The following is a 19,772-nucleotide window of genomic DNA, read 5'->3' on the forward strand; positions in this document are numbered from 1 at the left end:
AGAGTTGATTAAGAAGCGTTGCGAATATTAAACCCCGAGTGAGTTACTTCTAGTATTGAACATCTCTTAAGACAAGACCTTTTGCTTGAGCTAAGGGTCCTGCTTCCCATCGTTTCTTTTCATCCAATATTTTTTCAATATCTGTCGGCTTAAGATTACCTTTACCAACTTCTAAAAGTGTTCCTACAATTACTCTTACCATATTCCATAAGAATCCGTTTCCATTGACTTCTATTTCTACAAGGCCATCCTTTTCATTGATGTTTAAATAATTGATCGTTCTTACCGTGGATTTGTCACTATTTCGTGAGTTCACGAAACTCTGAAAATCATGGCTTCCGATTAGAACCTCTGAAGCCTTCCTCATTTCTGTTAAATTAAGTTTGTCCGCAAGGTGATAACTATATTTTCTATTGAAGACATCTCTGAATTTGTTAGTGTTTAACCTATAGACATAGGTTTTGGATTTCACGTTATATCTCGCATGAAATCGCTCAGCGACATCTTCAATGGATTTAACAACGATATCTTCAGGCAAATATTCATATAAATAATCTAACATAGCATCTGTACTAAACGAACATTTAGTATGGAAATTTGCGATATAATTTTCAGCATGTACCCCTGAATCAGTTCTTCCACAACCCACTAACTGAATAGCCTCTCCTGCCATTTTAGATAGTACCGCCTCTATCTTACCTTGAATTGTTAGGTCATTCTCTTTTTGCTTTTGCCACCCTTTATACTTAGAACCGTCATAGGCTATAATCATTTTTAAATTTCTCATTATGTTCCACCTTTCCGATACCCGTTTTAACGGACATACGTTAGTATACTACATTAATTATCAGAGGGGTACTTTGGCCATAAAACACATGGCTTTGGTAGCAGTTTTCATTTGCTATCATCTTCGAACGTTACTAAACCCAACTATTTACCATCTTGGTAATATATGGTAAAATATACCAAGACATATTTTAAGAAGGGTTGTGTCACATGGCTAAACATTCTAAAACTGCTAATACCGTTAAAACTGCACGAATTATTTCTGTTGCCTCACAAAAAGGTGGGGTTGGCAAAACAGCAACCGTCACAAACATGGCTGTAGGGTTAGTTAGTCTTGGATATAAGACTGCGATCATCGACATGGATGCTCAAGGACACATTGCCTTATCGTTCGGGCTAAAGAAAAATAACTTAAAGAAAACGATTTATGATGTCTTAATTGCTGAAGCGACAATGAAAGACATCAAGCAGACTGCATTTGGGGTGGATCTGTACTTATCTAACAATTCCCTCTCTGATCTTGGCCCAAAAGTTACTGCACACCTTAATGCCAAGTTATTCCCAGCTCCCAAATACCTTTTAAAGAAAGCCATTGCTCAGATAAAGACTCAGTACGATTACATTCTAATTGACACTTCTCCTAGCAATGACATGCAAACTATGAATTCTCTGTTGGCTTCCACGGATATTATCATCCCTGTACTTCCAGAGGGTCTATCCATTGACGGCATATACGAAACAATTTTTCTAGTAAAAGGTATTCAGGAACAAGGAGCAAAGCTAAACATTTTAGGAATTTTGCCTACGATGGTCCAAGACCACACTAACCTTCATCATGTGAAGCTCCAAGAACTAAGGAGAAAATTTGCTGAAAGCCCTGACATAAAGGTCTTTGACACAGTTATTAAACGAGCTATACGCCATGGATTAGCTCAGTCCGACGGTGAACCTGACATTAATAAAGCACCCGAATACCTTTCTTTTGTTAAGGAGGTATTAGCCATAGCGTAAGTATGGTTACTTGCCCCTCAGTCTTGCGAATGTGATATGGATCAAAGAGTAAGTGATAAATGTTGGCAAATACAGGATTAGGCGATTCTACGTTCTAGTAGCCGAGCTACATACAATATAATCTCCCATTTTAGTGATGAGAACGACGGCAGTTGCTGAAACTGCCGTCGTTCTCATCACTGCTATATTAAACAACCAGTCCAGCTCTTATTTCTGTAGGTACCTGGAGCCACTCAGGGTTATCTTATCATTCATGTTACATTAATGGACTCCAAAAGTGGAACGATATATGCGCTAAGTACCTCTCGTGTCAGGAAGATCGGCTGTTTTTCGAACGAACACCTCTCAATCCAGAAATGCTCCATCCCAAATTATCTTTCTAGTAAGTTCCAGGTAATCGCCATCGTAATGGAAATCCTTTTGAGCGATCAAAATCGCCATCCAGTGTACCAAACTCCAGCATGACAAAGCCACGCATTTAGGTCCGTGCTCACCTGATACGTTATTTTCCATTTCTAATTTAAAGCGTCCAGTATTCGATTAACTTTATTCCTGGTTACAACTAGCTTCTTTAGCACATTCCTGAAAGCTGACAACTTTTTCAACTAGATTTTCAAGGCTTGTTGCAACCTGAACACCAGCTATTTGCAACTTTTCCTCTTTGCTTTGTACTGTTCCGGCGTCACCTTGAATAATAGCTCCAGCGTGGCCCATTTTTTTACCAGGAGGTGCATTACGACCAGCAATAAAACAAAAAACTGGTTTTCCATAATCGCAGCTCTGTAAGTACTCTGCCGCTTTCTCTTCTCGGTTGCCACCAATTTCTCCAAGCATTACTACCGCTTCAGTTGCCCTGTCATCTTTAAATATCTTTAGTGCATCTACAAAATCCGTTCCAATAATTTGATCTCCTCCAATTCCTACTACGGTACTTAGACCGATACCCTTATACATTAAATTAGAGGCTGTCTCATGACTTAATGTACCACTACGAGAAATTAGTCCAATGTTTCCCGTTCCATAGAGGAAACCAGGCATGATCCCGATCTTTACTTTTTCTTGACAATTAATGATTCCGATTGTGTTTGGCCCGACAAGTGTACACCCTTTCATTTGGGCAAAGGCCTTGATTTTCATGGTATCATGGACTGGAATATGCTCTGTTACAATGATTATTAGAGCTACTCCTACATCAATTGCTTCCTTAGCAGCATCTAACACAAAGGGACCGGGTACCATGATCAAGCTGGCATCAATTTTGTACTTGTCCATCGCTTCTTTGACCGTGTCAAATATAGGAACACCTTCTACATTTGTACCACCTTTTCCTGGCGTCACCCCTGCAACCACATTAGTTCCATACTCTTTCATTGCTTTGACGTGATAAGAACCCTGCTTACCCGTCCCCCCCTGAACTATAACTTTTGTTTCTTTCGTAATTATAAGGCACACTGGCTTACTACCTCCCCGTTCAAAACATGTCTTAGCAACCGAATCGCTATATCCGTTGTTCCGAACTTTACAGTTGGGATGCGATACCTTTCCAGGATACTCCACCCTTCTTCCTGTTCATGACCCCGCATCTTAACAACGAATTTGATGTTTGTTGGTCCTTCATCTAAGAAATCTGCTAACCCCAAGGCCATCGTTAAACAATTATTAATTCCACCGAAAACATTGATGATAACTCCTTGAAGATTGGGAGTCTTTGCCATTAGACACAAGGTTTCTTTCATTCTTTCCCTAGATATTCCGCCGCCTAAATCAATAAATGCAGCTGGTTTTGCCCCGATTGCATAAACGGCATCCATAGTTGCCATTGATAAGCCAGCCCCACCGGCGATAATTCCAATTTCCCCCTCTGCATCAAGCCCAACATAAGTTACATTGATCTCCTTAGCCCTCTGTTCAAACTGGTTATCCACAACTCGTGAAACATTCAGGAACTCTTGATGCCTGAACAGAGCTTCGTCATCGATAATCAATTTTGCATCCGCTGCGATCAATTTCCCGTCATCAGTAATCACCAGAGGATTTATTTCTGCAGTTATAGCGTCGGTTTCATAAAAAACTCTAACTAATTTTTTCAGGATTACCTCTAATTCAACCACCTGCTTGCCCTGAAAACCTGCTGTAGACCATAACTCTCTTAACTTATGACTAAATACTTCTTGACATGGATCGAGATAGGCTCTTACAATCTTCTCGGGATTGGTTAATGCCAAACTCTCAATCTCCACACCACCCTGCGTGGATACCATCATAACTGGTTTGCCTACAGCAAAATCCATTGTGATACTAGCATAAACCTCTTGAGCAATTGCAATTTGTTCTTCTACTAAAATACTGAACACCTTTTCCCCATGGTGCTCCTTGCCTAAAATCATTACTGCGGCCTGTTCAACTAAATCAGCATCGTCAGCAGATAGAATCAGACCAGCTTTACCCCGCCCACCAGCCATCACTTGGGCTTTGAGCATGACAGGCTTCCCAATTTTTTCGTAAATAGCCCGCGCAGCTTTCGGATTGGACGCCAACCCATTCTGAGCAATTGGAATACCATATTCACTGAAAACTCTTTTGGCTTCAAACTCAAATAAGTACATAATTTCCTCCCCTTTAACCAAAGTCCTTAACGCCCTATTTTAATATTTATGTTCATACCCTTAGTAATCATTAATTTGTAAAGTCTTTTGACTGATTATCACAGAAGGGGAACGATTCCGTTCCCCTTCTGTGATAATTTAACACCTTAAATAATTATCTCTGAAATTTCTACAGGTCGTTTCTCGTGAACGGATTTTACTGCAGCTAAAACAACTGCGAGATTTCTTAATGAAGCTTCAGCCCCGATCTCAGTTTCTCCACCATTTCGGATAACGTCTGCAACCTCTTCTACTTCAACTCTCAAATGATCAATCGTTTCAAATTCAACCTTAACATCTCGCAAAATACGATCATCAGGGTCATCACTCATGCTAGCGAATTCTCGTTTGATTAAAGTAGAATGTTCATCGGTCACATCTGAATTACTCCACCAGCTAAAGTCAAGTTGATAGAATAGATTAGCCTTGGTCCCATAAACATTGATTGAAAAGACGCCTGGGCAAGCCCAATTAGTGCCTAAGTAGGCTTGTTTTCCGTTTTCAAACTCTAAAATAGTTTGATTAACTGTGATATTCTCAACCTCAGTATACATTGGTTTACCAAAATTGAAGACCCTAGCAATTGGTCCCAATAAAAACTGTAAATTGTCAATTTGATGAACGCCCAACTGAGTCAAAGGTCCACCAGGAGCTGTTGCAGGATCCCCTCTCCAATTTCCTTTCTTCAACTCCAAACCTCGTTCATTAGAAAAGACTGCTTCGATCGTTGATACTTCTCCGATTTCCTTGGTGTCAATCATCTCTTTTATTTTGCGTAATGCACCCAAACGACGGGAACTATGACCACAAAGGAACTTGACTCCAGTTTCCTTAATTACTTTGTCAATACGTTTGGCATCCTCTACGCTCACAGAAATCGGCTTCTCAACATAGACGTGTTTTCCTGCACGAGCACATTGTTCAATAACTTCAGCATGCTTATCGTTGGGGACGGTTACTATAACCATCTCTACATCATCACGGGCTAATAACGCTTCCATACTTAGATCAGTGCCACAGTCATAACGTTGAGCGAATTTGTCCCTCTTGTCTGAGGTACGAGAAAAACAAGTAACAAGCTTTACTTTTCCACTTCGTGTATAGGCGTCAGCCAATACATATGCCCAGCGTCCTAAACCTACTGCTGCCACTCCTACAGAATTATACATAAGAATTCCTCCTCTAAAATCTTTAATAGCTTTACTGTTATTTAAACTTTCTTGAGCCCATCCGATACAAAAAGACAGCTTTCCTTTAGAGCGAAATTAATGGAAATATTATTTGAATGCATTCTTTCGGACAGTCAATACGACAAGCGCCACATAACCAACACTCTTCCGGATACTTAACAAACGGCATTTTGGTGACTTGATCCATATAAATTAAGTCACCAGGACAATTCCGCTCACATATGCCACATCCGTTACAACGTTTATAATCTATTTTAATAGGTAACATCTTTATCGCTCCTCTCTAGGTAGAACTTAATGGCACTGACCCACACCCAAATCTCAGCTAAAGGCTGGAACGTAACTAATTCTTAATTCTCCGTCCAGATAGGTTAGATGAGTTGATTTATGCCAATCGACATTTGTTTCTGGAAAATCACGGCGATAGTGCGACAAACCAAAACGAGTTTCCGTCCTAGCCAAAGCTCCAACAGCTATCCCTTTGCTAATTAAGATTAAGTCGCGCAACTCATGAATTCTCATTAAGTCGTGTCCATTATCGGCTTTAATCTGGCCGAAAATCTCCTCAAGCTTATTTAGCTCCTGTAAACCAGCTGTCAATCCTTCTGCTGTCCGGCTAATGCAAAGATAGTCACTCATAATTTGTCTCAATTTATTCTCCACATCGCTGTAAGTATATTCACCACAACTTTGGTACGGAGCATAGATAGCTTGTTTGATTTCCATAATCTGCTCTGTTAAAGGAGCCGTGATCTCACCCTCATGCAAAACATATTTTGCAGCTTCTGCGCCTGCGGATTGACCAAAGCACATCGAGCCTGCTAAACTACCGATTCCTACTGCACAGGCACCGCCTGCATAAAGACCAGGGACTGTTGTGCGACACATTTCATCCACAAAGATACCACTAACCGACCCCAAAAAGGCAGGGTGCTGTCCCTCGCTAATTTGTATTTCCATAAGATCTGCCCCAGGGTCAATCCCTTTTTGCTCACAATAATCCATGAAGGTATTTTTATCGACGGGCAAAAGGTGCTCGATCAGATGCTTCTTAGCGCTTTCCGAGAGATGCCTTACGTCGAAATAACATGGCCCTCTACCTTCTTGTTCCTCCACAAAAGTTCCCCATGGCATTGCCCAACGAGGTCCTTGTTCACCTTTTTCGTGGTATTTGAAAACGTAACGCTCACCCTTAGCATTGACCAGATGCCCTCCCATTCCTACCACAGCGTTTAAGGCGGAAGCACTGAAATTCTTGGGAGTAATCGTGTAATTTACAAATTCTAGGTTTTTGACTTCGCCACCAGCTCGTAAGGTCATAGCCTGAGCTGTCCCAGTGTTATAGGGGCTATGCCAAGTGTTAAACGGTAATCCCGAGGGATTTTCATACATCCTAGTAGCGTTACCTGTAGCAATGATAACCGCTTTGGCTTGAAACACGTAAAACTCTCCCGTTCTTATATGGAAACCAACCGCGCCAATAACCTTCCCACCATTTACCAGAAGATCTACCATGGCAATTTGAGAAAAGAATTTCACCCCAGCTTGCTCTGCCTTTTTGGAAACCATAGGCTTCAAGGCTCGTCCATCAAAGTTGATAAAGTAATCCCCCGGTTGAGCAAAAGATCTAGTACGGATATAATCCTTCTCTCCTGGATCCTTCATCGGAATTCCCATCTCTTCTAATTCCGCAACTAGTTGTTTAATTCGTTGAATATAAACCTTATCCGCAATTTTAATATCTACTAAACCTTGTGTTAGGCGCTTATACCAATTGAGGAAAACCTCGGGAGTATCCCATTCAGGACCTGTCTCAAGTACCGCCAAAAAGTGATCATTCCCCGCAGCACCGCAACCACTACGATAAATTCCACCTTTGTCTACAAGGGCAACCTCCAATCCATCTTTGCGTGCCTCCAAGGCTGCCATAGTGCCCGCGGAACCACCCCCTACCACTAGAACATCCGTCATGACCCAGCATTCTTTATTCACCTTAACATCTCCCCTATGTTTACTATACTAAAGACAAACCAAACTGCCTTAACAACCTAATACTCGTCGTGCTATTTCCAAAAATTCGTCATCTTCGAGCCAATCGTGTTTCGCGATCCCAGCTTCCTTGGTACGATGAACAATCTCTTGTAATTGTTCATCGCTCGCCTGTAAGCCCACTGCCTCAAGCTTCATAATCACCGATTCCTTGCCGCTTTTCTTCCCCATTACGATTTTCATCTCTTGTCCTACAAACTCAGGCAAAAACGGGAAAATAGCTGTTGGGTAATCTTGCAGTACTTTCATACCTAAACCTATTTCACGCGTAAATGGCAACACTCCCACCACGGGTTTGTTCTGAGCCAACTTTTTACCGGACATTCTTTCTAAATGTTTGGAAAGCTCTCCCAGCTTTTTAAAGTTGAATTTCTCCATATTCATGCCATATAGAATCTTTAGACCTATCGCAATCTCTTCCAAAGCAGTATTTCCGGTTCGCTCACCGAGACCGTTAATACAGCTATGAACGACTTGCACTCCCTCTTCAACCGCCGCAAAAGTGGTTGCTGTGCCTAACCCTAAATCATTATGAGTATGAACTTCAAGGGGTAAATCAATGGTTTGCTTAATTTGTCTGACTAGAAAACGCATAGCCATCGGAGTAATTGAGCCAGTAGTATCGACAACGGTCATCGAATCGGGCTTTGAGTGAGCCGTAACATTGGTCAAAAGTCTTTTTAGGAAGGGAAGTTCAGCTCGGGTCGTATCAAAGGGAAAATAGTTTACATACAGACCTTTTTCTTTCGCGTAGTTAATGGTATTAATAACCGCTTCGGTTAAACTTTCTTCAGTCCATTTACTGGCAAATTGATATTTAAGCTTTGGATATCCACTGGGTGCTTCAAGGACGATCCCGTCTGCTCCACAATCGACAGCGCGGTCGACATCCTCCCGCATTGCCCGACAAAACACCATAATCTTAGGTCCTAAATTTCGTTTAGAAATTTCTCGAATCGCTTCGGCATCATCCTTAGACACCGCTGGCATTCCAGCCTCAATCCGATCAACCCCGATTTCCGCTAACAATTCTGCAATTCTTACTTTGTCGTCTTTCGTAAACACTACGCCAGGAGTCTGTTCACCATCACGTAGGGTCGCATCGTGAATTTCGACTTTCTCGGGAAGATGGAAATCCTTGGTCACCTCTGTATTGTAATTATATTCACTAACCCACCAGTCTTCAGTCCACCATTTTCCGTTCATTCTACTTTACCTCCTTATTTTTTTATTACTATCAAAATCCTCTTACTGAATAGGATGATATTAGTTAAGTTAAGTTTAGTTAGATTTAACTTCAAACATAGGCGGTTTTCCATCTATAACATTCACAATGCTTTGAGATACGATTTCGCTAATGGCTCCCATAGCCCCCTCAGTATAGGCTCCCATATGGGGTGCAACGATGACGTTATCCAATTCAAAAAATGGCGACAGTGTAGGTGGTTCTGTTTTAAAGACATCTAAAGCTGCTCCTGCTATCCTCTTTTTACTTAACAGGTCATAGAGAGCCGCTTCATTCACCACTCCGCCACGACTCGTATTAACTATAAAAGCTGTCGAGCGCATTTTTTCAAGCTGCTCACGATCAATGATATTTCTCGTGCTTTCAAAGAGTGGCAAATGAACTGAAATATAATCCGAGCTGGACATAATTTCATCTAAAGTTGCAGCTCTAACTCCATATTGTTCCTCAAATGCTTCATCATGGACCACATCATAACCCAATACGTTCATTCCAAAGCCTTTGGCTCGACGAATGACCCCTTTTCCGATTTGACCTAGTCCTAAAACCCCGATCGTTTTTCCGAAAACATCCTGTCCCATAATCGGACCCCAAAATCCCCCACGAGTGCGTTTATCCGCCGAGACAATTTGTCTGGCCAAGCCTAGTATGAACCCGAAAGCTAAATCGGCTACTGAGTTAGCATTGGTCCCGGGGGCATTGGCTACGGTAATTCCTTTTGCCGCCGCTGCCTTAAGATCAATACTGTCAACACCGGTACCATGTTTGATAATCAACTTAAGGTTAGGAGCACATTCCAGATCCTCTGCATACACCTTGTTAATACCGACCACCCAAGCATGGGCTTCTGATAAAACACTTTTAAAATCTGTCCTTTGACGCAGATCATTCGGAGGAATCATGACCAGACTGCAATTATTTTCTTTTAATATACTAGCAGCTCTGCCTGAATACCTAGTAAACGTTGGAGAAGTCGATAGGATAGTATATTGTACCAACGCAAATCCCTCTTTTCTCTGAAGTTTGTTACTTACAATTGCTAATGCTAAATTTACAAATCAAGGTATTTCAACTTGAGCTCCTGGAAAAAAGCATAAAAGTCGGAGGGCCTTATCCCCTAGATTAATAATTCTATGCCTCATTTTCATAGGCACTACGATTAAATCATCTCTCGAAATTACCCTTTCTCGCTCTTCCACCCAAACTTTCCCTTGCCCCTCAAGTACAAAAATTACTTCTTCCATATCATAATGCGTATGGGGCATCCGAGCCCCACCCTCATGCTCTGGAAAAATCTCTACGACCCGGCATGTGACCCCTTCTGCACCTGTCACTGCAGCAGAGGCAAGCTCTGCCACAATTCTGCCAGTAGCCTGCTGAAATTTTGCCTGATTAATATTGACTAACGTGAACACCTTTTTCTAGCCTCTTTTCTACTCTTCCATGCGCTCAAATACTTGTTTAGTCGCCCGAACCACTTCAGCACTCACACGCTCTACCAGTTCCACCGCTTTCTCCTGACTCACGATTTTCAGATCTCCATACCAACCAGTTGGTGCGATCTGCCGAATATCTTTTAAGAGTGGGTAGACTGACTTGGACCGCCGCAAAGCATCTACTTCTTTGGCTACCTCATAGGGAGATGGATTTGTTGCCCTATCCAATTTAACGAAATCTGGGCAATAAGCCAGCACCGGAAGAACCTCCAAGGCTCCAGCATGGGTTAAGTCAGCTTCATCTTTATAAAGTTGTTCTGCTATGTAGCAGGCTTGAGCTACAACACAGCTTACTTGATAATCTTTTTGAAGTTGGGATGCTGCATAATTAATCGAAGTCGTATTTCCCTCATGCCAGTTGACAAAGACGATCTTTTTTGCGCCATGCCTTATGACACTTGTTGCTGTATCAGTAAGTAGGCTAACATAAGTTTCCTGCCTCAAAGTTAACGTGCCCGCAAAAGAAGCATGAAAAGGCGTGACCCCAGTATGACTAAATGGCAATAATAAACCGTCCAGTCCTATAGCAACTTTGCGGGCAATAGCCATAATGGCATAATGATCTGTACCACAGGGAAGATGGGGTCCATGTTGTTCGACGCTACCTGTAGGAATAATCACCAGTTGGGAACGCTTAAGAATTTCTTCTGCCTCAGGTTGGGTTATCTCGAGTAAATAGTTGTTTTTAGCACCTAGCAAATCAATCACTCCAATGTTCACAATTTTTTAATTCTATATAATGCGCAATATATCATACATTATATATCCTGTATAAAGTGAGAAATACCTTCTAGTGAATACGTCCTCCTCCAAACATACTTATTTAAACAACTTCTCGTTGCTTAAACGCAACGATATATCGTATATGATATATCATACATAGTTTACTACTTTATGCATATTTGTCAACCTATCTTTTCACTTTTCTGCTTATTTTCTAAACTCCAATCCTCGTCGCTAAGATTAACTTTACTGGTTGCATTTTTGATACCACTGGGCGTTTTTACAATCACCGTTGAGCAATTACCATCACCCGAACTCTTCCTTTACCCCATTAAGTTAGATAGATCTCCAGTGTTTCTTTGATTATCTGCAGTAGAGAAAATAAGCGGTTAACATCTCTTTTTTGACCAATGACAAAAGCATAGCTCCCATAGATCTCACAGTTCTCTCCTTCATTTTCAGAAAAAAGGTAACCGTACCATAGATACGGTTACCTTTTTTCTGAAAAACCTTCTTAAAAAGAAGAAATACCCTTAATCGCCCATAACTTGCTGATCTTGTACATTCAACGAGTATTGCAAGAATAATTTTAAGCCAATCTGAGTTTGGGCAGCCACCATTTCAGCTGCGCGATCTGCTTGACCAGCCACAATGGCCTCTACGATGGCTTGGTGCTCGGCAAAAGATTCCCTTAAACGGGATTGGTTATAGGAAAAAATAGCGCGGGCCCGATAGGTGCGCACGGTAATCGAATCGATCATCTTTTCCAACTGTTCATTCCCACAGAATGCATAGATAGTTCGATGGAAATTCAGATTCATGATTCCGTAACACTTATAATCAAGTTGCGACACGCACTCCTGCATTTCTGCCAATTCTTCCTTAAGTTCTGCGATAAATTCAGGAGTAGCCCGTTCAGTTGCTAACCTCGCGGCATAAGACTCTAGAAGAACCCGAATATCTGTTAACTCTCGAAAATCCTTTTCGGAGAGACGACTGACGGTAGCTTCGCTGTGGGCGGATAAATCAATCAACCCTTCGGATGCCAGTTGTTTAATTGCCTCACGAACAGGAATCGTGCTAACACCAAGATCGCTTGCCACTTTGCTCAAAACGATTCGCTCACCTGGCTTTAAATCTCCCGACATAATCGCTTCACGTAGCGTACTGTAAATCATTTCTGTTTTTGTTCTCCAGTTAATTTGCGTGTTAAAAATAGGCACATACTCATCTCCCGTTCGAAGTCTCTGATATTAATTATATAATATATCATATATTATATTTCAATGCCATCTATTTGAAGATTATTTCATAGTGAGATTGCCTTGACAATATAGAAAGAGATACCTAAACCACTCGACCTATATAAAATTCAGAGACTTCAGCCGACAACTATTCATAACCGAATTATAATAAACAGATAAAGTATTGACCATTTGTTTATTCAGATATTCTTCAGAACCATGCGCCATTAGCGTCGATTTGCTTCGGTAAATACAAGAAAATTTTCCTAAAAAGGGAGCGCTCCTACCCGCCAATTTTGGACATATCCAGCCATTTAAATCCTACACACTCTATAATGATCAATGAAAAGAGCGTTGGCCCATAAAACTCTGACATTTTGACAAGCCCCGTATAATAAACGGTAGCTCTTATGCCATTACTTTACGGGCTAGAAATCTTAGAGTAGTCCAATCCAATGATACCAGGTAAAGCAGGAAAGAACCTGCACGCAAATCGCCACTGCCGTATAAGAAGAAAGAAGCTTGATGGAGTCCTTCGTGGAAAAATAGCCCAACCCCATCAAAGCTAGAAAGGGCATCATCATATAAGGGAAAAAGGCAACGGTATCCGCACTGATAATTGACATAAGGGAAGGGCCAAGGGCCGGCACCCCTAAAGATTTAAAATAAGCAGCTACTGCTGGCGTAAAGGCTGCCGCAGCAGTTTTACTCTCAACTAGAGGAATGTGGGCGACTGCACCAACCAAATAGGTTACTGCTCCCATCGCCTGTGGGCTCATATCTGGTTTGATGAAAGTGCCTAATAAAGCCTTACCCATCCAAGTAGCTACTCCGGTCTTGCCTAATACGGTGCCAATCGTAATCGCTGCGCCAGAGAAAATAACAATTGAGAATTGAATCTTCTTTAATTGTTCTTTTGTAATCACACCAAAGCCTGGACCGCAGAATAACGCAGCTGAAAAAATGGCCACACCCCAAGAAGGAAGATGGTGCCAACGGTCGGTAGCCCATAACCCCAAAATAATCAACAAGTAAAGCAAAGCCCGTTTTTCGACACCCGTTATCGGCCCTAAATTACTAAACTCTTTGCTCGCATCTTGCTCTCTGGATTGTAAGACATAATCCTCTGGCGGGAAGATCTTCCAGGCGACAAAAATGGAAATGAGGGTCGTAATTACGATTGGAACGCCAAACCAGGTAATCCATTGCGACCAGTACACATCTATACCTAAGATCTGCTTAATAATCCCTACCCCAAGAATATTCACCGCAATCCCTGTCAGGATGCCAAAACCGAAAGTATTTCCTGCCAAATAAGTAATCGCCATAGCCAATTTTCCGGTATTTGTCCCTTTCACAGTTCCTTTGACAAACACTGCAGCAACACCAAGAGCAATAGGATAAATGATTAAGAGCCGCTCTACCCCTGCAGGAGTCAAGAAAGATAACAACGCACCGACAACGACGATGATCGCCATCATGGATTTAAAGGAAGAACCAGAAAAACGCATGAGAGTGCACGCAATTCTTTTGCCAATGCCAGACTGTTCAACAGCGGTGCCAAATACTAACGCAGCAAAGATAAACCAAACGATGGAATCTCCGTATCCAGAGAAAGCATCCACTGGGTTGGCCGCACCCATGAAGACAAAGAACGTACTTAATAAGACAGCCGTTATCTCTACGGGATAGACCTCAAATACCCACATTACAATAGCCGCCATCGTTAATGATAAAGCCATGCGCCCTTGTGGGCTCAAACCGGCGGAAAAGAACCAGACAATAAGACCTAAAAGAATTGCCCCAACTAATCCATAGATTTCCTTTGATAAAACGCTTTTTTCTTGCACAGGGACCGGATTTAGATTTTCCATCTTCAATTTACCCCCTTCAATTTACATTCGAATCAAAGCATCAATTGAAAAAGCACCTGGTCCCAGTACAAAAAGCATCATGCAAATTGCCAAATCGCTTAATGGCAAATCCATGCCATCAAAAATTGCGTGAGTGTCCATGTATTTAGCCCAAACGGCAACAAGCATTTCCATCGCAAGTATCAAAACAATCCACTGGGTAAGAAAACCTAGCACTAAGAGAGGTACTGCAATTAATTGGCTTAGTGAAGTTACATATGATAGGAATAAAGGAAAGGGAATGCCGCGCTCAGCAAAGCGATCCGCCGATCCGCGAAACTTTTGTTTACCAAAAGACTTAAACCAGCCGTGCGAAGCAAATATAACTGCCGTAATGATGCGAACAATAAATAATACTGCCTCAGACCAGTTTCCGGCAAAAGAAAAAAAATGTACAAAATTGGACATTTGTATTTCCTCCTTGTTTACCCTGCTTGAAGATTTAAAGATTTTATCGTGTTTGGGCTTACTCATCGTATTTTCGTAGTTGATACCTATACTCAGCTATTTGCTTCCACTCAACCTGTATGCATCCGTGAGGCAACATTATTTAAACTAGGGGATTGGAATCTCGGCTGCAGGAAATACACAGAGTAAATCTAAGGCAGCTTCACTAGAATTAATAATCCTATGTTGCACTGCAGTCGGAATCATGATGAGGTCATCCTTCTCAATTAGGATCTCTTCGCCTTCGATCCATACCCGTCCTTCTCCAGTCAGTACGAAGATGACTTCTTCCACGTCTGGATGAATATGCGGTTTTCTGGAACCACCTTTAGTTTCAGGCAAAATACTAACTACTCGACAAGTTACTTTCTCCGCACCATTTGCTGCTGCCGATAGGAGTTCGGCCACTACTCGACCCGTCGCCTGTTCAAAATGAGCCTCCATAACGTTTACTTTTTTAAACATGATTTTACCTACCTATCAATTGTTAGTCTATGGGCTTAAAGATTAAACGAACTTTATCCCTCCTTGTGATTTATTTGGCATAAGTGAGAAGAAGGATTTTCATCATATATCGTATATTATATACGATATATGATGACGACTTTAATTTAGCATTATCCATTAATCCTGTCAATAAGAAAATTCACAAAGATTTGAAATCTTGAAACAAATGATTTACAGGATTCCTAATATATGATATATCATATATTAGGAATCCTGTGTGACTATTACAAGCACAATTACGTTTACAGATCTGAATGCGATAGCTCTCTTTATTTGTGTTTATAGTAAAGTCCCTAATCAGGGTCACTATTGCATGCTGAATTAATACTGAGCAAGGGAGCAAAGAAAAGACATGCCATCATCAGAACGCATCTTGAACAGGGAATTCTGTCTAATTTGGCTAGTGAATTTTTTCATTTTTATATCCTTTCAAATTTTAATTCCTACGATCCCCCTTTTCGTCAGCAAGATCTTCCATAACGATGCAATTGTAGGCATTGTAGTGGGTGTTTACACTTTTTCAGCGGTCCTTTTGCGCCCTATATCTGGAAAATTGATGGAACGCCCTGAGGCTAAAGCTATCACTGTTTTAGGGCTGTTAGTTTTTGGTTTTTTGTCCATTTGTTACAATTTTTCTTCATCTCTACTTGTCTTTTTTCTCATACGAATTGGACATGGCGCTCTTTGGGGTATCTCGACTACAGCCACATCTGCAGTAGCAGCCGATGCTATCCCTGCCATGCGACGGGTCGAGGGAATGGGGTATTTCACCTTATCCCAGAATATTGCCATGGCTATAGGCCCTGGACTAGGGATCTATTTGATTTCCCGCTTTACATTCGGCAAACTGTTCTTCTGCTCCATGACCTTCAGTGTCATGGCCGCTCTGACTATGCTGAGAGTAAAGGCTCCAAAAAAGACGGACATTTCAGAGGGCGGCATTCTAAATTTGCTGGAGAAAGCGGCATTAGCTCCGTCGCTAATCCTCTTCTGCGCTACCATGATTCAAGGTGCCATCGTTCCTTTCTTGCCTCTTTATGCCGGTGAAAAGGGAGTGATTAGCTACTTGGGTCTGTACTTTGCCACTTTTGCAACCGTGTTGGTATTGACGAGGCCTTTTGTGGGGCGCTTGGCCAACCGGAAGGGAATTTACATTGTCTCACTGGCGGGACTGATGGCAACGGTTATGGCCTTGATGCTCTTGTGCCGTTTGAATACTCTAACCGGACTGCTGGCTTCCGCCGTCTGTTGGGGGCTTGGCTTTGGTGCCATTCATCCCTTGATGATGGCTGCTGCCATCCAATTGGCACCTCACAACAAGGCCAAAGCAACTGCAACTATTTGGACCTTCTTTGACTTAGGGATTGGCATCGGGGCCATTTTGGCGGGATATGTTGCCAAGTATTGGGGATATGAGGCTATTTATCTTACTTTTACCATGTTCCCCTTATCGGCCATGGTGCTCCTAATATCAAAACGGGAGTTATTCCGCCCTACTCCCATAACGACGATATCTAATATTTCTTAACAATAACGTGTAGTCCTTGAGTCACTTTATTCCGATTCTGCTATTAAACTGAACATATTGGTTACTGGATCATTAATAGAGCTGTTTAATGATCAACGTTTTTCCATATACAACAGCTTATTAAAGTAATCCCCGCCAAGCTCATTTATCGAAGTTTGGGGTTAAAATAGAATCAATAAAGTTTAGTTAACCGAAAGGAGGAGTAGTAAAGGAATATCTTATTATTCATTGACGAAGTTACAAACTAGCCATGTCAAGCCTAAGCAAAGTGACGGTGGAGGCGTTCATGAAATGCTCCACGCCTAAATTAATTGGAGGTGTATTTATGAGTGAACAACCCAAATCCAAAATAGACATGAGTTCAGGATGGAAAAGTTTCGAAGAGTTAAAAGAAAGCTATAGTCCTGCCGAAATAAAATTTGAAAAGGCTCGGCGTTCGATCGGCCTCTGGCTGGGGCCATTACTGTTCATGATCATTTTGCTTATGCCGGCACCTGCTGGATTGACCTTCAAGGCCCAGGAAGTTTTAGCCATCACGGCTTTGACCATTACTTGGTGGATTTGCGAACCCATTCCCATTCCCGCTGCAGGTTTAATTCCATTCATTATGATTCCGGCCATGAGTATAATTCCTCTTAAAGATTTTCTCGCGGTCCTAGGGCATGAAAACAACTGGCTCATGATCGGCGCCTATATATTTATTGGAGCACTGGTGCAACATGGTTTCACAAAGCGCATGGCCTTATGGATCCTATCCCGCAAAGTGGCCTCCGTCAGCCCTTTTGCCCTGCTATTCACCTATACGTTAGCCGTTGCCATCGTTTCAGCATTCTTATCCAACATCGCCTGCACGATGCTCTTTTTGGTCATTGGCGCCGGCGTTGCTGAAGCGTTGAACATCAATAACGTTCACCCCTTTTCTAAGGCCATGAAGTTTGGCGCAGCTTATGGTTCTCAGGCGGGTGGTTTCATGACACCCATCGGCTCTCCTAATACAAATTTCTTAGCCATGGGACTGATCGCTTCCTTAACTGGATATCAGGTTCGGTTTGGCGACTGGATGGCGTTTGGTATTCCTTTCGGCATTGTAATGTTGGTTATCATGATCTTTTACTTCCGTGGCATTTTCAACCTGAAGCTGGAAAACCTGGGGTCCGCCCGGGAATATGCAGAACGAGAACTGAAGGCCATGGGACCTCTGACTGTGGGAGAACGCAATGGGTTGATCGTACTGATCACAGCCATTGTCTTATGGCTAGTGCCCAGCGTGGCATCCATGATTTTGGGGAAAGACGCCGCTTTGACAAAATATCTTGATACAGTCCTCAATGGAACGATCGTGGCCCTTTTTGCCGCATTACTCGCCTTTTTGCTACCTACCGACTGGAAAGAACGAAAGTTTACAGTCAACTGGACTAATTCAGAGCGTGAGGTCAACTGGGGAGCCATTATCATCGTCACCACGGGCTTTGCCTTAGGCAACGCCATGAATGCCAAGGATGTGGGACTCCTCGCCTGGAGCGCCAATCAGCTTTCCTATGTTTTTGCTGGTTCCTCACCCTGGATGGTTATCCTTGGGCTTACGACCATCGGCGTAGCACTGACTCAGTTTCTGCCCAACGTTCCGGCCATCGCCATGCTTATTCCCATCGCGGTTCCTACTGCGCTGGCAGTCGGGCTAAACCCGGTGGCCATAGGATTGACCGTCGCAATCGCCTGTCAGCAATCTTATGCCATGCCTATTGCAGCACCTCAAATGGCCCTAGTTTACGGGAGCGGCGGTCTTAAAATTACGGAGTTTGTAAAAGTGGGCAGTGTCTTGAGCCTATTTTCTATTCCGATTACCGCCTTCGTTATTTATAACTGGACCAACTGGCTTTTCCCCTTCCTCGCTAAATAACGACCAACAATGGCCAAAAAACAACCTTCTTGGAGGTATTATCTATGAAAATTATTGATGCACCACCATTACATGCCACTGAAAATCTACCAAGAATTTTCCGATCCCTATGGACCCTCGAAACGAGTTGTCGACAGTAAGAATGACTTTACCTTCAATGTTCGCCTACACCAGCTAGATGCTCACTTGAGAGATATGGATGAAGCCGGTGTTGATATGACCCTCTTGAGCTTATCCCAATGGAATACAGGTGGGCCCGAACTGTGCCGCCGGATTAACGAGGCAGTTGCCGAAGACCTGATCCGTCATCCGGATCGTCTCCTTGCAGCGGGATGCATCCCCCAAGACAATGCTGAAGCGGCTGTGGCTGAGATGGAATACATGATCAAAGAATTAAAGTTTCAGGGTATTGCCATGCTTACCTCTATGGGGGCCGACGTGAACATGAGCAACAAGGATTTGATGTGGCCCATGTTTCAGAAAGCCTGTGAGCTGGATGTGCCCATCTTCTTACATCCCCACCTAAAACCATATGGCATTGAACTAGATTGCACGATCAACCGGGCCATAGGACGTGGTTTTGATGAGAACAAGGCCTTTTTGAGGATCATTTACGATGTCTATCCTCATTTTCCAGATATTAAATTCGTGATGCCCCATTTTGGTGGCAGTACCTTAGCTATGAAAGGCCGCATGAACATGTTTTTTGAGCCTCGGGAAGATTTGGGTATTCCCGTGCCCCAAGAAATCAAGCCGTTGCCTAAAACTATGTTAGAAATTGATGAATTGGGATATAAGAAAGCCTTTGACAAACTTTTCGACAAACTCTATTGGGACGGAGCTGGCTCTAGTGGTTGGGAACCCATAACCAAGCTAGCCATGATGACGGTTCGTCACGACCGACTTATGTGGGGTTGTGATTACCCCTTTGAAATACACACAGGCCGAGATATCAAATATTACTTAGACAGTGTGCGCAACCTGGATATTTCGGCTGCGGACAAAGAGGCTTTTTTGGGCGGCAATTTGTTGCACTTGCTGAAACTTGACAAGTAAAGCAAAGGAAATGAACATTCTGTGTGACACA

18 protein-coding genes are annotated in these 19,772 nt (G+C 42.4%); 4 read left to right on the plus strand and 14 right to left on the minus strand.

The features are described 5' to 3' along the window. Positions 1 to 49: 49 nt before the first annotated feature. Positions 50 to 787 carry a tRNA pseudouridine(38-40) synthase TruA gene (truA, locus tag E4K67_RS06440; RefSeq protein WP_199242477.1) on the minus strand — a complete coding sequence of 246 codons (738 nt, stop codon included), beginning with the start codon at positions 785 to 787 and terminating at the stop codon, positions 50 to 52. Positions 788 to 996: 209 nt separating this feature from the next. Between truA and E4K67_RS06445 the strand changes: the two genes are divergently transcribed. Beyond that, entirely contained in the window at positions 997 to 1,797 is an 801-nt protein-coding gene (locus E4K67_RS06445; protein WP_135545593.1) for a ParA family protein, read from the plus strand. Between the two features lie 546 nt (positions 1,798 to 2,343). Here the strand turns inward: E4K67_RS06445 and sucD are convergent. From sucD to E4K67_RS06515, 13 genes are all read right to left on the minus strand, one after another. Beyond that, a complete protein-coding gene (gene sucD, locus E4K67_RS06455; RefSeq protein WP_135545594.1) occupies positions 2,344 to 3,249 on the minus strand; it encodes a succinate--CoA ligase subunit alpha in 906 nt (301 codons plus the stop codon). After that, positions 3,237 to 4,403 carry a succinate--CoA ligase subunit beta gene (locus E4K67_RS06460; protein ID WP_135545595.1) on the minus strand — a complete coding sequence of 389 codons (1,167 nt, stop codon included), beginning with the start codon at positions 4,401 to 4,403 and terminating at the stop codon, positions 3,237 to 3,239. The genes sucD and E4K67_RS06460 overlap by 13 nt, the downstream gene beginning before the upstream one ends. 146 nt (positions 4,404 to 4,549) lie before the next feature. Further along, positions 4,550 to 5,611 carry a Gfo/Idh/MocA family protein gene (locus E4K67_RS06465; RefSeq protein WP_135545596.1) on the minus strand — a complete coding sequence of 354 codons (1,062 nt, stop codon included), beginning with the start codon at positions 5,609 to 5,611 and terminating at the stop codon, positions 4,550 to 4,552. A gap of 85 nt (positions 5,612 to 5,696) precedes the next feature. Further along, on the minus strand, positions 5,697 to 5,900 hold the full coding sequence (locus E4K67_RS06470; protein WP_135545597.1) for a 4Fe-4S dicluster domain-containing protein: 204 nt from the start codon (positions 5,898 to 5,900) through the stop codon (positions 5,697 to 5,699). A gap of 53 nt (positions 5,901 to 5,953) precedes the next feature. Continuing rightward, positions 5,954 to 7,624, minus strand: coding sequence for an FAD-dependent oxidoreductase (locus E4K67_RS06475; protein WP_135545598.1), 1,671 nt, complete (start codon positions 7,622 to 7,624; stop codon positions 5,954 to 5,956). Positions 7,625 to 7,672: 48 nt separating this feature from the next. Beyond that, positions 7,673 to 8,887, minus strand: coding sequence for a LeuA family protein (locus tag E4K67_RS06480; protein ID WP_135545599.1), 1,215 nt, complete (start codon positions 8,885 to 8,887; stop codon positions 7,673 to 7,675). A gap of 75 nt (positions 8,888 to 8,962) precedes the next feature. After that, positions 8,963 to 9,925: a phosphoglycerate dehydrogenase gene (locus E4K67_RS06485; protein WP_135545600.1), complete on the minus strand. Its 963-nt coding sequence runs from the start codon at positions 9,923 to 9,925 to the stop codon at positions 8,963 to 8,965. 60 nt (positions 9,926 to 9,985) lie between these two features. After that, positions 9,986 to 10,342, minus strand: a complete 357-nt coding sequence (locus E4K67_RS06490) for a cupin domain-containing protein (RefSeq protein ID WP_135545601.1) — start codon at positions 10,340 to 10,342, stop codon at positions 9,986 to 9,988. 18 nt (positions 10,343 to 10,360) lie between these two features. Beyond that, positions 10,361 to 11,122, minus strand: coding sequence for a creatininase family protein (locus E4K67_RS06495; RefSeq protein ID WP_135545602.1), 762 nt, complete (start codon positions 11,120 to 11,122; stop codon positions 10,361 to 10,363). Positions 11,123 to 11,679: 557 nt separating this feature from the next. Next, positions 11,680 to 12,369, minus strand: a complete 690-nt coding sequence (locus E4K67_RS06500) for a GntR family transcriptional regulator (RefSeq protein ID WP_135545603.1) — start codon at positions 12,367 to 12,369, stop codon at positions 11,680 to 11,682. Between the two features lie 458 nt (positions 12,370 to 12,827). Next, positions 12,828 to 14,264, minus strand: a complete 1,437-nt coding sequence (locus E4K67_RS06505; protein ID WP_135545604.1) for an SLC13 family permease — start codon at positions 14,262 to 14,264, stop codon at positions 12,828 to 12,830. A 21-nt stretch (positions 14,265 to 14,285) separates the two neighbouring features. Beyond that, positions 14,286 to 14,711 (minus strand): DoxX family protein, encoded by a 426-nt coding sequence (locus E4K67_RS06510; protein WP_135545605.1) that lies wholly within the window; start codon positions 14,709 to 14,711, stop codon positions 14,286 to 14,288. A 147-nt stretch (positions 14,712 to 14,858) separates the two neighbouring features. Further along, the gene (locus tag E4K67_RS06515) at positions 14,859 to 15,215 is read right to left on the minus strand and encodes a cupin domain-containing protein (RefSeq protein WP_135545606.1); all 357 of its coding nucleotides are present in this window, start codon (positions 15,213 to 15,215) and stop codon (positions 14,859 to 14,861) included. 394 nt (positions 15,216 to 15,609) lie between these two features. On the opposite strand from E4K67_RS06515, the gene E4K67_RS06520 reads away from it, so the two are divergent. The 3 genes from E4K67_RS06520 (at position 15,610) to E4K67_RS06530 (ending at position 19,741) form a co-directional block, all read left to right on the plus strand. Continuing rightward, positions 15,610 to 16,785: an MFS transporter gene (locus E4K67_RS06520; RefSeq protein WP_135545607.1), complete on the plus strand. Its 1,176-nt coding sequence runs from the start codon at positions 15,610 to 15,612 to the stop codon at positions 16,783 to 16,785. Positions 16,786 to 17,071: 286 nt separating this feature from the next. Beyond that, positions 17,072 to 18,685 (plus strand): SLC13 family permease, encoded by a 1,614-nt coding sequence (locus tag E4K67_RS06525; protein ID WP_158408405.1) that lies wholly within the window; start codon positions 17,072 to 17,074, stop codon positions 18,683 to 18,685. 72 nt (positions 18,686 to 18,757) lie between these two features. Further along, positions 18,758 to 19,741, plus strand: coding sequence for an amidohydrolase family protein (locus E4K67_RS06530; RefSeq protein ID WP_158408406.1), 984 nt, complete (start codon positions 18,758 to 18,760; stop codon positions 19,739 to 19,741). The last annotated feature ends 31 nt before the right edge of the window (positions 19,742 to 19,772 follow it).

Origin of the sequence: Desulfosporosinus fructosivorans (assembly GCF_004766045.1) — a bacterium.
In the GTDB taxonomy this organism is placed as follows: Bacteria; Bacillota; Desulfitobacteriia; order Desulfitobacteriales; family Desulfitobacteriaceae; genus Desulfosporosinus; species Desulfosporosinus fructosivorans.

Coding starts and splice junctions, on each gene's coding strand:
- truA (WP_199242477.1), bottom strand. CDS start 787: ATGAGAAATTTAAAAATGATTATAGCCTATGACGGTTCTAAGTATAAA.
- E4K67_RS06445 (WP_135545593.1), top strand. CDS start 997: ATGGCTAAACATTCTAAAACTGCTAATACCGTTAAAACTGCACGAATT.
- E4K67_RS06460 (WP_135545595.1), bottom strand. CDS start 4,403: ATGTACTTATTTGAGTTTGAAGCCAAAAGAGTTTTCAGTGAATATGGT.
- E4K67_RS06465 (WP_135545596.1), bottom strand. CDS start 5,611: ATGTATAATTCTGTAGGAGTGGCAGCAGTAGGTTTAGGACGCTGGGCA.
- E4K67_RS06470 (WP_135545597.1), bottom strand. CDS start 5,900: ATGTTACCTATTAAAATAGATTATAAACGTTGTAACGGATGTGGCATA.
- E4K67_RS06480 (WP_135545599.1), bottom strand. CDS start 8,887: ATGAACGGAAAATGGTGGACTGAAGACTGGTGGGTTAGTGAATATAAT.
- E4K67_RS06505 (WP_135545604.1), bottom strand. CDS start 14,264: ATGGAAAATCTAAATCCGGTCCCTGTGCAAGAAAAAAGCGTTTTATCA.
- E4K67_RS06510 (WP_135545605.1), bottom strand. CDS start 14,711: ATGTCCAATTTTGTACATTTTTTTTCTTTTGCCGGAAACTGGTCTGAG.
- E4K67_RS06515 (WP_135545606.1), bottom strand. CDS start 15,215: ATGTTTAAAAAAGTAAACGTTATGGAGGCTCATTTTGAACAGGCGACG.
- E4K67_RS06520 (WP_135545607.1), top strand. CDS start 15,610: ATGCCATCATCAGAACGCATCTTGAACAGGGAATTCTGTCTAATTTGG.
- E4K67_RS06525 (WP_158408405.1), top strand. CDS start 17,072: ATGAAATGCTCCACGCCTAAATTAATTGGAGGTGTATTTATGAGTGAA.
- E4K67_RS06530 (WP_158408406.1), top strand. CDS start 18,758: ATGCCACTGAAAATCTACCAAGAATTTTCCGATCCCTATGGACCCTCG.